9 protein-coding genes and 1 tRNA gene are annotated in these 12,542 nt (G+C 58.1%); 4 read left to right on the top strand and 6 right to left on the bottom strand.

Annotated elements, in window-relative coordinates:
- Positions 1-168: 168 nt before the first annotated feature.
- The 3 genes from LHW45_00965 to alr are packed head-to-tail and all read left to right on the top strand — an operon-like array spanning position 169 to position 3,942.
- Positions 169-681: a cupin domain-containing protein gene (locus tag LHW45_00965; GenBank protein ID MCB5284155.1), complete on the top strand. Its 513-nt coding sequence runs from the start codon at positions 169-171 to the stop codon at positions 679-681.
- Positions 682-694: 13 nt separating this feature from the next.
- Positions 695-2,035, top strand: coding sequence for a PhoH family protein (locus LHW45_00960; GenBank protein ID MCB5284154.1), 1,341 nt, complete (start codon positions 695-697; stop codon positions 2,033-2,035).
- A gap of 11 nt (positions 2,036-2,046) precedes the next feature.
- Positions 2,047-3,942 carry an alanine racemase gene (gene alr, locus LHW45_00955; GenBank protein MCB5284153.1) on the top strand — a complete coding sequence of 632 codons (1,896 nt, stop codon included), beginning with the start codon at positions 2,047-2,049 and terminating at the stop codon, positions 3,940-3,942.
- Positions 3,943-4,272: 330 nt separating this feature from the next.
- Here alr and LHW45_00950 read toward each other — a convergent pair whose 3' ends face one another.
- The 6 genes from LHW45_00950 to LHW45_00925 form a co-directional block, all read right to left on the bottom strand.
- A complete protein-coding gene (locus LHW45_00950; GenBank protein ID MCB5284152.1) occupies positions 4,273-5,265 on the bottom strand; it encodes a hypothetical protein in 993 nt (330 codons plus the stop codon).
- A 464-nt stretch (positions 5,266-5,729) separates the two neighbouring features.
- Positions 5,730-5,817: transfer RNA gene (locus tag LHW45_00945), tRNA-Leu, on the bottom strand.
- Positions 5,818-5,899: 82 nt separating this feature from the next.
- Positions 5,900-6,682, bottom strand: coding sequence for a TSUP family transporter (locus LHW45_00940; GenBank protein MCB5284151.1), 783 nt, complete (start codon positions 6,680-6,682; stop codon positions 5,900-5,902).
- A gap of 15 nt (positions 6,683-6,697) precedes the next feature.
- A complete protein-coding gene (locus LHW45_00935; protein MCB5284150.1) occupies positions 6,698-9,949 on the bottom strand; it encodes a hypothetical protein in 3,252 nt (1,083 codons plus the stop codon).
- Between the two features lie 3 nt (positions 9,950-9,952).
- Entirely contained in the window at positions 9,953-10,402 is a 450-nt protein-coding gene (gene umuD / locus LHW45_00930) for a translesion error-prone DNA polymerase V autoproteolytic subunit (GenBank protein MCB5284149.1), read from the bottom strand.
- A 66-nt stretch (positions 10,403-10,468) separates the two neighbouring features.
- Complete coding sequence (locus tag LHW45_00925) at positions 10,469-11,650, bottom strand: tetratricopeptide repeat protein (GenBank protein ID MCB5284148.1); 1,182 nt, start codon at positions 11,648-11,650, stop codon at positions 10,469-10,471.
- Positions 11,651-11,947: 297 nt separating this feature from the next.
- Between LHW45_00925 and LHW45_00920 the strand changes: the two genes are divergently transcribed.
- Positions 11,948-12,235 carry an HU family DNA-binding protein gene (locus LHW45_00920; protein MCB5284147.1) on the top strand — a complete coding sequence of 96 codons (288 nt, stop codon included), beginning with the start codon at positions 11,948-11,950 and terminating at the stop codon, positions 12,233-12,235.
- Positions 12,236-12,542: the final 307 nt, after the last annotated feature.

Here is a 12,542-nt window from a genome sequence, read left to right as displayed (position 1 = left end):
TAACCGGGGGCTGAAGTTGTCAAGAATTTCGTGCTCTGCTTATGCCAGGTTGGCTGGATGGAAAACTGGAGGTTTACGCGCCTGGACCCGGGAGATGTTAAACAAAAAGATTGACGCCAATCGCCGCCGGACAAATCCTTGTCCGCAGTCTTTAAAACAGAGTGTAGCATGGAAAAATACCAAGATATCCTGGACAAACTGAACATGATGCCCCATCCCGAGGGCGGTTTCTACCGGCGCAACTGGCAATCGCAGATCAGCGGCGACCTCAGGGACAGCACCGGCAAGGTGATCTTTCCGGAGCGGCTGGCGGGATCGTCGATCCTCTATCTTTTGCCCCACACGATGGTTTGCAGGTGGCACCGGGTGCAGTGTGACGAGATGTGGCACCACTACCACGGCACGCCGCTGCGGCTCTACCTGCTTTCGGCCCAGAAAGGGCTCCAGACGCAGATCCTGGGCGCGGACGTGAGCGCCGGCCAGCTGCCCCAGTTCATCATTCCGCGCCAAACCTGGTTCGCGACCGAGCTGGAGGAATCCGCGGGCTTCGCCTTTTGCGGCTGCACGCTGTGGCCGGCTTTTTCCTACACCGATTTTGAGATGGCCGAGTCCGGCGCTTTGGCCGACGAGTTTCCCGCCCAGCGCGAGTTGATCGAGCGCATCCAAACCCACCCCCAATAAGGAGCAAATATTCTTGGCTGACAAAATTTTCATCCTGGACACCAACGTCCTCATTCACAACCCCCAGGCCCTCTTTTCCTTTGAAGAAAACCACGTGGTGATCCCCATCGTGGTGATCGAGGAGATCGACCAATTCAAGAAAGGCGTGGACGAAAAGAGCCGCAACGCACGCCAGATCGGCCGCTACCTGGACGCCCTGAGAACGCGGGGCAGCCTGCAGGAAGGCGTGACCATGGACAACGGCGGCACGGTGCAGGTCTCGGTGAACAAAGATGTGACTGACGCCGCCTCACAGCTCTTTTTCCTGGACCGCATCGACAACCTGATCATAGGCACCGCGCTCTATTTCCAGCAAAAATACCCCCAGGACCTGGTGACGCTGGTCTCCAAGGACGCCAACGTGCGCATCAAAGCCGACAGCGTGGGCATCAACGCCGAGAATTTCGAGACGGACAACATCAAGTTCGAAGAGCTCTACACCGGCTGGGAAACCAAGGAACTGGAGGACGCGGAATTTGACTCCATCAACGGCCGGAAATACATCGCCAATCCCTTTGGGGAGCTGTGTCCGAACCAGTTCATCCGCTTCTTCCGCAAATCCACCCCGGACACAGTTCGCACCCTTCGCTATAACAAGAGCGCGAACGCCCTCTACAAGCTGCAGAGCTATCAGGGTGAACTGGTTTACGGGATCAAGGCGCGCAATTTTGAACAGGAAATGGCGCTGGACCTGCTGCTGGACGACACAGTCCGCCTGGTGAGCCTTTCGGGCAAGGCCGGCACGGGCAAGACCCTGCTGGCGATGGCGGCGGGGCTGCAAAAGGTTGTGGAAGAGCAAAAGTACACCCGGCTGGTGATCTCGCGGCCGATCTCACCGCTGGGGCAGGCCCTCGGCTACCTCCCCGGAACCAAGAGCGACAAATTCAACCCCTGGATGCAGCCCATCTACGACAACATGGACATCCTGCTGGCGCTGCACGAGGACATCAAAAGCGAGAACATGAAAGGCAAACGCAAGCCCAGCCTGGAAGATTTCATGGATTACGGCTTTCTGGAGCTGGAACCGCTCACCTACATCCGCGGCCGCAGCCTGCCGGACCAATTCATCATCATCGACGAGGCCCAAAACCTCACCCCGCACGAGATGAAGACCATCATCACCCGCGCCGGGGAAAACACCAAGGTGGTGCTCACCGGCGACCCCTACCAGATCGACATCCCCTACCTGGATTCCTCTTCCAACGGGCTTTCCGTGGCTGTGGAAAAACTGAAGAACGAGGACATCGTGGGCCACATCACCTTGGAAAAGGGCGAGCGTTCGCAGCTGGCGGACCTGGCCGCGAAGTTCTTTTAGGAGCGCGGGAGATGGCCAAAGAGGCGGTTCGCGAACGCAGCTGGGTGGAGATCGACCTGGCGGCTTTCCGCGCCAACCTGAGGGCTTTGAAGGCCCTGATGGGCGCGAACCAGGGCTTCATCCAGATCGTGAAGGCCGACGCCTATGGGCACGGCGCGCGCGAGATCGCCCGAATCGCCCTCGCGGAGGGGGCTGTGGCGCTGGGAGTGGCCAATCCCGAAGAGGGAAAACTGCTGCGCGTCCAGGGCTTCAGGGAACCCGTCCTGATCCTCTCACCCTCTCTTCCCAGCGAGATCCCGGGGATACTGGACCATGAGCTCTGGCCCACCCTTAGCGATCCGGCTTTTGCCCGGGAGCTGGACCAGGCCTGCGCTGAGCGCAAGATAAGGTGCAAGGTGAGCCTCAAGCTGGACAGCGGCATGCACCGCAGCGGGGCTTTGTCCGGGGATTTCGGGCGGCTCTGGAAGGCAGTGGACCAACTCCCCCATCTGCAGGTGCAGAGCGTGTTTTCCCACTTTGCCGCCAGCGAAAGCGACCCGGCTTTCAGCCAGGCCCAGGAAGAGGAATTTCTGGCCACCCTGAAAAAGTACCAGGTTGACGCCCCCTGGGTGCATCTGGCCAACAGCGCGGCGGTGGTGAACGGTTTCGGAAAATCTCTTTCCGTCTGCCGTCTGGGCATCCTCAGCTACGGCATCTACACCCATTCCTCCCAAAGGGAAAAGATCGCCCTGAAACCCGTGATGACCTTCAAATCCACGGTGGCGCAGATCAAAGAGGTCCCCGCCGGCGCCACGGTGGGCTACAACCGTGCCTGGCAAGCCGCCCGGCCCACGCGCTACGCCGTGATCCCGGTGGGTTACGCCGACGGCTACGACTTTTTGCTTTCGAACCGCGGGACCGTATCCGTAAAAGGAGCGCTCTGTCCAGTGATCGGCCGGGTTTCCATGGACATGATCTGCGCGGACATCAGCGACGCCGGCAAGGTGGATATTGGCGACGAAGTGGTGCTGCTGGGGAATTCCGCGGAGGAACTGAGAGCGGAAAACCTCGCGGCTGCTTATGCTGGCTCGGCCTATGAGCTGCTCTGCCAGGTGGGACGCCGCGCGAAAAGGCATTACTACGACGGCAAACGCCTGGTGACCTCCTCCCCCCTCTCGCGGCGGGAATTTGTCTCTTCGGACTATCCGGATTCCAAGCTCAGCCAGATCATCCAGGCCGCCATCAGCCAGCGCGTGAACAGCGAGGAAATGGGCGAGCTGATCTCGCGCGAGATCCTGCGGGTGTTTTTCTTCAACAAAGACCGCGAGATCCTCTACCGGCGGGACTTTCGCCACCACATCAGCTTCTCCGATTCTGGCGACCCCCGCTTCTGGCGCGCCGCCACCACCCTCAGCTTCAGCAAAACGCTGCAAAATGACTTTTTCACCGTTGCCTGTGCCAATTCCGAGGCGGCCCTGAAAACCTATTTCAAGCGCCGCGACGTGGAATACCGCTGGCTGATGGACACCAACTTCGAGCTCAGCCCGGAAGCCTTTTCCCTCTCCTCGGTGCGGATCGACGGGCTCGAACTGGAGACCAAACTCCACTTCCGCAACGCCTGCATGGAGATCCGCTGCTCCCATCCCGCCCTGCGTGATCTGGTGGGCTCCGAGGTCCGCTTCGAGATCGACACCCTCACCCTCTATCCCCGGGCTTCCCACCAACTCAGCGTTTTCATCACCGAACTCACCCACGGCGTGAAGATCAGCTTTTCCCATCCGGCGGAGCTGGTCCCGATCGAGTGCGTGCCCGTCTTCGCCGGCCAAAACAAGTATCCGCGGGTCTCCACCGGCAAAAACACCATCACCGTGGCCACCAAAGCCGGAGAGTGGGTCTTTCCCCAAAGCGGGGTGGTGTTCGCGTATTGACCCTGGAGGGAGAGGATTTTCGGCAAGAAGGGGGAAGCCAACGCTGTTACGTCATTCCGGGCATTCCCACCTAAAGACACCCCTGTTAGGTCATTCCGGGACGACGCAGTAGAGGCCTGGATTCGAATCACCCCGCCGGCCAACAGGTTGTCCGGCGAGGACCCCGACGGGACCCTGCGTGCTGACGCGCGCTTCCCGGAATGACAGGTTCAGGCTTGGCGATTAACCGTCCAAATCAGCAAATGCGTTCAATCCGTAAACCCGTATAAGAATCCCAACACCCCGCCGATCCGTATAATCCGTTCAATCCGTTGAATCCGTAGGGAAAAGTCAGTCCCCTTCCATCTGCCGCCTCACCTGTTCGGCCTGATGGCGTTCATCCCGGCAGATCTGGATGGCGCGGCTGTAGCGGCTGTTTCCCGGCACGAGTTCCAGAGCCTGGATAAGGTTGGCGAGGGCGTTGTCGTAAGCACCGGTGTAAGTTTGGATGAGGCCAAGGTTGTAATATGCCTTGGCGCGGGATTTGGCGGGGATCTCCGGTTTGAGGGCGGCTGCCTGCAGGATCTCGAGGGCGCGTTCGGTTTCGCCCACAACCACCATCTGGTGGGCGGTTTTGAGCTCCGGAAGGTGTTTCTTGTCCAGCTCGTAGGTTGCGGAAACGTTCACGTAGTAGGGCGCGACGGTGCGGATGAACTGGCGGGAAAGATCGTCCACGCAAACTCCGTAGAGGTAGCTCTGGTCGATCTTGGGCGGCTGGCGGTCCTCGGCGGACTTGGAATCCGAAAAGCTGGTATCGAGGCGCTTGTTGGCGATCACGGCGGAGGTCTGCACATCCATGATCTGGATGTTCACGCCCAGGTAGTGGGTGCCGGTGCGGGTGTGTTTCTGCACCTCGTATTCCATGTCGTTCTTGTCTTTTTTGGTCACCGTTTCCGTGCTGATGTCCTCTTTGTACTCGTCGCGGGTGACCCGGCCGACCACCAAGGCTGCGGCGCCGATGAATTCACCCAGCTGGGGCGCGGTTTCCCCGTTCACAAAACCGTTCCAGGCAAGGTAATGCTCCTGCAGGATGGCCTGAAGGTACTGGCGGTCGAGTATGGTTTCGAAATATTCGCTTTCCAGGAGGCGGGCGGTGAAGGCGTCGCGGATATCCTGAGCGCGGAACCACTGTTGGGGAGGGCCCCAGATGTCGCCCATGGCAACTGCGGTGTAGTCGTAAAGGTTCACCTCGGCCGGGCGCATGATGGCCATGTTCACGCTCTGAGTGGCGCATCCGGCCAGAACCAGCGCCAGCAGGGTTGCGAAGATCAGCTTTGTTCTCATCATCGTTTTCCTTTTTCGATGTCTTGTTCACAATTTATCAAACCCCGCCCGGAATGTCCACAAAAATATTACCCGGCGGGCGGAGTATCCCTCTTCCCAATTTTTTAGATCGATGAAGAATGGGTCGCGGAAAAGCGCAAAATCAGAGAAAAAGAGTTCAGAAAAAAGGGAATTTAAAACAGAGAGCCCACAGTAAAAGCAGAGTGATCGTAACATAAGCTTCAGCTTGTTGGGTGCCCGAGATTTATCTCGAGGCACAGAAAAAAGACAAAACAGAGGGACAGAGAGACAGAGTAAAGTAACATAAGTTTCGGCTTGTTGGGTGAACCTTGGTTCTCCTGTAATCCATGCTCACAAGCCCGCTGGACGCCAAGATGCCATCCGTAAATCCGTTCAATCCGTAAATCCGTATAAAATGGCAATACCCAGAGCGGAACGGAGGAGGAAAAACGCGGGCAGAAAAATGGTGCTGAAGGGGGGACTCGAACCCCCATGAGCTCATCGCTCACTAGTCCCTGAAACTAGCGTGTATACCAATTTCACCACTTCAGCACTTGCTTGTGGGAGCCATTTCCCGGAAAGGGGTCCGGCTGTCAAGGATTTTGTTTGGCAAGTCGGCTGGAACGAAGCGGGATCAGCGACTGAAGAGATCCCAGACGATGCGTCCCAGCAGCAGGACCAGGGCGAGGACAAAGATCGGTTTGATAAGCCGGTTGCCGTTGCGGACCACCAGTTTGGAGCCGATCAGGTTTCCGGCGATGCCGAAGGCGGCGGCGGGCACTGCCAGGGGGAAATACACCTTGCCGGCGATCAGGAAGGCGGTGAGCGCGGCCAGATTGGAAGCAAGATTCACCACCTTGGTGTTGCCGTTGGCCACCACAAAATCGTAGTGCAGCAGCAGCGCGTAAACCAGGATGAGGAAGGTGCCGGTACCGGGGCCGAAAAAGCCGTCCCAGAAGCCGATCAGAAGGCCGGCCAATCCTCCCAAAAACAGCCTGAGGCCAAGTTTGAGCTGGCGGGAATGGTTTTGGCGGCCGAAATTCTTGCGGATGAGGGTGAGCACGGCGATCACGGGTATCACCACCAGCAGCAGCCAGCGCAGGAAATCGCCGGAAAGCAGGAGCACGGCACGGGTGCCCAGATACGAGCCGAGCAGCGCCAAAACCGCGCTGACCAAGGCCACGGGGAGGTCGATCATTTTCGCGTGCAGGTAGCGGGCTGTGCTGAAGACGGTGCCGCAGGCGGAGGAAAACTTGTTCGTGGCCAGGGCCGTGTGCATGGGCAATCCGGCCGCGACGTAGGCCGGGAGGGAGATCAGGCCGCCGCCGCCGGCGATGGAATCGATGAGACCCGCCAGAAAGATGAAGGGCAGCACGAGCGCGTAGTCGAGAGGGGTGAGAGAGATGAGTTCAGTCATGTTCAGCAACCGGGATCAAAGTTCGGCCTTGAATTCCAGCTTGAGCGAGTGTTTCACGTCCTGGTCCGGATAGGCGGTGCCGCTGTATTCGGCGGTGGCGGAGCTGAAGCTGTTGAGGCGGTAAACGGCGGAAAGCGACCAATTGAGCAGCAATCCGCCCCGTTTTTCGGGCAGGAAGGCCAGAAAATCGTCGCCTTCCCGGAAATTGTAGCGAAGCCCGAAGGAGCCGTTCACGCGGGCTTTCTTGCCCCAAACGCCGCGATAGCCGGGTTCCAGGCCCAGGCCGCGCAGGCGGTAGCCTTCACCGCTTTGTTGCCTGAGTCCGTTCTCCAGGCTGCCGCTTAGGTTCAGGGTGCCGATGTTGTTGGGGGAAAAGTTGCGCTGGACCAGCAGCCTGAGCTCGTTCAGGGTGATGTCGGAGAGGTAGCGGGAGTCGGTTTCGTTGCTGTGTTGGTAGCGGAGGTTGTAATTGTTGCCGGAGAAGTTCTTGAAGTCAAACTCCGCGGAGTAGAGGGCTTCCGAGGCGCGGGACTGGCTTTGGTAGCGGTTGTCGAGGCTGCGGTTGAAACTCGCGCCAAGGCTGCCGACCACGCGCCCGGGCACCAGGTCCAGCCAGAAGGTTTGGGAGAGACGCTGGTTTCCGAAGATGGTGGAAGGCGCGCTGAACGCGGATTCCGGGAAGATGAGGTAGCTGCGCCAATCCGTCATCAGCGAATCCTGCAGCGTGCCCTGGAGGATGAGGTCACCGCGCAGCCAGTTCCACTTGGGGAAATGGTTTCCGGGCTTGAGGTAGAGGCTGACCTGGCCGTTCACCTCCGAGCTCAGCGTCCCGCGTCCGCTGGTGATGAAAACGTAGTCCCAGTCGCCATCCGGGGTGTAGACGCCGGTGCTGTCATAGAGGCCGAGGCCGTCGCCGATGTATTCCAGCTCGCGGATGCGGGGAAAAAACTCGGTTTGGTTGAGTTGGTAATTGCCCAGCAGCATCACCGCCTGTTTGAGGAAATAGTGGGAGTTGCGCAGGGACACCAGGTTGTAGCTGTTTTTGGGGCCTTCCCTCTGGATCTGGCGGTGGGTGAAATCGAGGTTCAGGCTGTGGTTGAGGGAGGTGGTGCTGTGTTTTAGGGCGTAGGTTTGCGAGCTGGAGGCGCTGATCCAGTCCGTGTCTTTGCGGAAGCTGTTGTCTTGGGTGAAGCTGAGCTGGGAAAGGCTGGTTGGGCCCATCCGAAGCGTGATCTGGGGATTAACGCGGTAGTAGCGGCTGTCCGGCTCCGCCGGGGAGGGCTGGGTGTGTTCGAGGCTGTTGTAGGTGGCCAGCAGTTTGGCTTTGAGCCAGTTGAAATCCCAGCTTCCGCCCAGATCGTGATACTGCATGAGGCTGGAGCCGGCGTCCTCCGCGAGATCTTGCCAGGAAAGGGTGGAACGCAGGTTCAGAGCGGGAATCAAGCCACGCCCAGTGCTTTGTGAGAGCAAACGCAGCGCTTTCTGGCTGTAGAGGCCGGGAATGTCCCGGTAACGCAGCGTCAGTTGAGGTTTCCAGGCCTCCCAGGCGCGCGAGCCCAGGGTGAGATCGAGCCGCCACTGGGCCAGGGAATCGGCCGGGGGCAGCAGCGCGAGGTCATATTCTTCCGCGTAGCCGGATTGCTGGCTGAAGAGAAAGCTGTTCGCCCAGCGCCGCTCGAAATCCAGGCCGATCCAGCTTTGCCTGTCCACCTCCCCGGTTTTGAGCCGGCCCCAGGCGGCCAGCAGGCCGCCGCGGTTGTCGGCGTCGTCCAATGCGGAAAAAGCATTCTTGTCGTTGGTGGTGTAAATGCCTTCCAAGCCCAGCTCCAGAGGCCCGGACTCATAGTTCAGGGCAAGGTCCGCGTTGTTGCGCAGCACCGCCGGAACCAGGCGTTTCTGAGGCAGCCAGGAACCCAGTCCGGCACCCACGTAGCGGAATTTGCCGCTGGAATATTCTTCATAATCACCGCCGCCCAGGCCCATGAAGCTGAAAGTGACGTTGTAGACCGCGGTGGTGTCGCCCGCGGCGTATTCGTAGTAGGGAATGCCGTCTTCCGTCTGCCTCAGCAGATAGCTGCCCAGGCCGGGATCCACCAGCACGACGCCGTTTCCCCAGGCCAGGCGGTCTCCCGCCGCGCTCAGCGAATCGAGGTCCGCGGGGCTGAACTGATAAAGCAGAGGAGCGTCTTTGGCATCGGTCTGGCGGATGAAGTGATGCGCGAGCGAGAGGCCGGGCAGCACCTGGATCCGGGAGGAATTGAAGAGGGTGGATTGCTTGTAATGTTCATCCGCGTATTGAAACCAGGCGTTGATCTGGTCACTGGAGACCACCAGGCTGCGAAACATCACCGAACCTTCCGAGTAGTCGATGTAATAGTCTGTGCCTCGTTCCAGCAGGACGCCGTTGCGGAAGATCTGTTCGCTGCCGGCGGTGATCAGATACGAGCTCTGCCAGCCTGTGGGATTGAGGTAATAGGGGCCCTGTTTGCCGTCGACCACGGTGATGGCCTGGCTGGCCGGTTTGCCCGCGGCGGCGGTGAAGCCGGCCTGGGCGAAATGGCGGTCGCGGTACCAGGCGTTCAGGCCCTCGATGCTGGTGCGGTAGTTGATATAGCGGGTGTCGGTGAATTCCCAGTCGAGGTCGCCCATCGCGATCTCGTATTGTTTGCCGTACACTCGGATGAACACCTTGTCCAGGCTGCTTAGTTCCTTGGAATCGCCTTCCGGAGTAAGTTTGGACTGGCTGTCGGAAAGCTGGGCGGCAATGTTCACGTTGCGGGAAAGCTCGCCGTTCAGATTCACGAACAGCGACTGCTTCAGGTCGAAGGCATCTTCGTCGGAGAAGGTGATGGCAAAGGTCTTGGCGCCGGAGATGAGCAGTTTGCCATCGTCTGGAAGCCAGTTGCGCGGGCGGGGCGCCACGCTTTGGAAGAGGCTGTCGGAGGGATCCAGCTCGCGGTAGAGCTGGCGCGGGCGGGCCAGTTCAGGCGGCACTTGCAGGCAGCTGACGCGCAGATATTCCGCCTCGGGAAAGCGCAACAGGGTGAGGGTCCCGGCACGGTGATCCAGCCGGTAATCCAAACCCGGAATCAAGAGCAGGGTGTCGGCAAAAACGGATTCTGAACCTGTAACGATGGGGCCTGGCGCGATCTGGTAGTCAAGCTGGTCCGGCAGCAAAAGCAGGCTTTGCTCCAGCACCAGGGATTGCGCCGCCAGCGGCGAAAACAGGATCAGGACCAGGACCGCGGCAAGGAATGGCAGGCGCACGCGCTACACTTTGTGAATCACGGTGGTGACTACGCCCCAGATCACGAAATCGAGCTCCTCGTTGATCTTGATGGCCGGGTAGGACTCGTTTTCGGAAACCAGGAAATACTCTCCCTTTTCGACGCGCAGCTTCTTGATCGTGAATTCCCCGTCATAGCGCACCAGCACCACCGAGTTGTGGTTGGCCTCCAAAGCTCTGTCCACGATCACGATGTCATCCGGAAAAATGCCGCAACCGATCATCGAATCGCCTCCCACCCGGGCGAAAAAGGTGGCGGCCTTGTGCTTGATCAGATATTCATTGAGGTCCAGCAGGCCTTCGATGTAATCGGTGGCGGGAGAGGGAAAGCCGGCCGGAACAGTGCTGCCGATCAGCGGGCGTTTGAGCTTGGTTTCGGTGCTGACGCCGTAGAGCGCCTTCACCGAGCCGTCGGACTTGATCTTTTTGGGCATCGCGGAGACCTCAGAAAACAACAGTCAACCGTGAACACGCACGGTTGACTGCCGAATATGACTTGATTATTTGATCTTCTTGAGAATGGCGGAAGCGCTGGAGCCGTAGTTCGGATCGTTAACGATTCTTTGCAGGTCGGCTTTGGCGGCATCATACTTCTTCTGCATGAAATAGGCGTTGCCGCGCAGCAGATAAGCCGCGGCCTTGGAAGAATCGACGTTGATGGCCTTGGTGGCATAGGTTACCACCTTGGCCCAGCTTTTCTGCTTGTTCCAGTGATTGGCCAGGGCCAGGGCCACGTCGGCGTTGGGCTCCAAGTCCAGGGATTTGTCGTAGTATTCGAGCTTCTTGGAGGTGTTGTTCAGCTTGTCGTAGTTATCGGCCATGATGCGGTAGGCGAGGGCGTTGGAGGCGTTGTCCGTGGTGGCCGCGATCAGTTTGAGCAGCACGTCGTTGGATTTCTTGTAGTTCTTGATCCCACGGTAGAAATCGGCCACGGTGGAGTACACCATCGGGGTTTCGCTCAGTTCGAGGGCTTTGTCGTAATAGATGGCCGCGGTGTTGTCGTCGCCTTCATCGCGATAGGCTGAGGCCAGCACCAGATAGGCGTTCACGTCGCCGGAAGCCTCGGCGTAATCCTTCAGCACCTGATAAGCGCGAACCTGGTCGCCAATGTCGTTTTTGAGGATGCTGTACTTGGACATCAGCACGTCGGAGTTACCAGGCTCGGTTTGAAGCACGTTGTCGTAATAACCCAGGGCGCGTTCGAACTGGCCGGCTTTTTGAGCGGTGAAGGCCATGTTGCGGTAGAGGCCGGCCACGATGGCGTCGCGCTCCGTGGCGGTCATGGTGAGCGGCACCAGGCTTTTGTAGATGTTGGCGGCGCTTTCAAATTCCGTGATCGCGTCATCATACTGCTGATACTGATCGCTTTCCTGGGCCAGGTTCTGATAGGTGAAAGCGATGTTTTTCTGGATCAGTTCGATGTTCACGTCCACCGAATCCGTGGGCGCGGCTTCAGGCTGGGCCAGCAGGTAGTAATCCTTGGCCTGGTTGTAGTATTCCAATGCCAAGGCGAAGTTTCCATCCTCGACGTTGACGAGAGCGGTGTCCTCGGCGGCTTTGGCCAGTTCCAGCGGTGTGGGCGGCGGTTCCACCGGTTCTTCGATCTTTTTGTTTCCGCTGCAGGCGGACAGCACCATAAGGACTGTCAGCAGCATCGCAAGCAGGTATGCATATTTTTTCATTATTCCTCCAGTGAATTTTCTGTTGGAACAACAACGTTACAGGAGCCTTTTTTTGTCAATGTAAAAAGCTAGCAGGCAGCAAGAACGGTATTTTTTGCAGTTTTTTTTCACTCCCATTTGGATTTCGTTTCTGCTTGCCCCACAGTCAGTTGGCATTTCACGACTACGGTTTTGCGTTGCCCGGGAACGCTAAAGTGCTGTGAAAACAGCATTTTTTTGTTGACAGATTTTCCAGACCCCGTTTTTAATAGCACCGTATTATCTCTTACTCTTTAAATACAACCCCAAGGAGGTAAAATGAGCAGAGATGATTTAATCAAAAAGATCGCAGGGACCGCCGGAATTTCGCAGAAAACAGCCGGCATCGCACTCAACGCAATGTTAGAGGGTGTTACGCAAGCTCTCAAGAAAGATGAAAAAGTCTCCCTTGTCGGCTTTGGTTCCTTCAGTGTTGCCCATCGCAAAGCCCGCAATGGCGTCAACCCCAAGACCAAGAAACCCCTCAAGATCCCAGCCCGTAAAGTTCCTGTCTTCAAAGCAGGCAAGAAGCTCAAAGAAGCTGTCAAGGCCGGGAAAAAGAAATAATCCATAATTGACATCCTAAAAAAGGCGGGAAGCGATTCCCGCCTTTTTTCGCGCCGGGAAATCAGACCCCAGCTCGCTTCCCGCTTAGCTTGCGGGCGGGACCAGGCTTTCACCGAAACCCAACTCATTCCCCAGGGCATCCAGGTGTGAAAATCAGAGGAAAATTTGGCTCATCCCCGGGTCGTGTCAAGTCCTGAAATAGTGGACACTCAATTTTGTTGTTTAGCCAAACAGCCCCTACGCCAATATCCCTCCGATCTTCATGCTGAAACCTGGAGGTAATTAACTCACTCTGGTGGATATGGTT

It is taken from the genome of Candidatus Cloacimonadota bacterium (genome assembly GCA_020532085.1).
GTDB lineage: Bacteria > Cloacimonadota > Cloacimonadia > Cloacimonadales > Cloacimonadaceae > Syntrophosphaera.
The sequence above is the reverse complement of the archived record's forward strand: the minus strand, read 5'-3'. Positions and strand labels throughout refer to the sequence as shown.

Coding starts and splice junctions, on each gene's coding strand:
- alr (MCB5284153.1), top strand. CDS start 2,047: ATGGCCAAAGAGGCGGTTCGCGAACGCAGCTGGGTGGAGATCGACCTG.
- umuD (MCB5284149.1), bottom strand. CDS start 10,402: ATGCCCAAAAAGATCAAGTCCGACGGCTCGGTGAAGGCGCTCTACGGC.
- LHW45_00920 (MCB5284147.1), top strand. CDS start 11,948: ATGAGCAGAGATGATTTAATCAAAAAGATCGCAGGGACCGCCGGAATT.
- LHW45_00950 (MCB5284152.1), bottom strand. CDS start 5,265: ATGAGAACAAAGCTGATCTTCGCAACCCTGCTGGCGCTGGTTCTGGCC.
- LHW45_00965 (MCB5284155.1), top strand. CDS start 169: ATGGAAAAATACCAAGATATCCTGGACAAACTGAACATGATGCCCCAT.
- LHW45_00925 (MCB5284148.1), bottom strand. CDS start 11,650: ATGAAAAAATATGCATACCTGCTTGCGATGCTGCTGACAGTCCTTATG.
- LHW45_00940 (MCB5284151.1), bottom strand. CDS start 6,682: ATGACTGAACTCATCTCTCTCACCCCTCTCGACTACGCGCTCGTGCTG.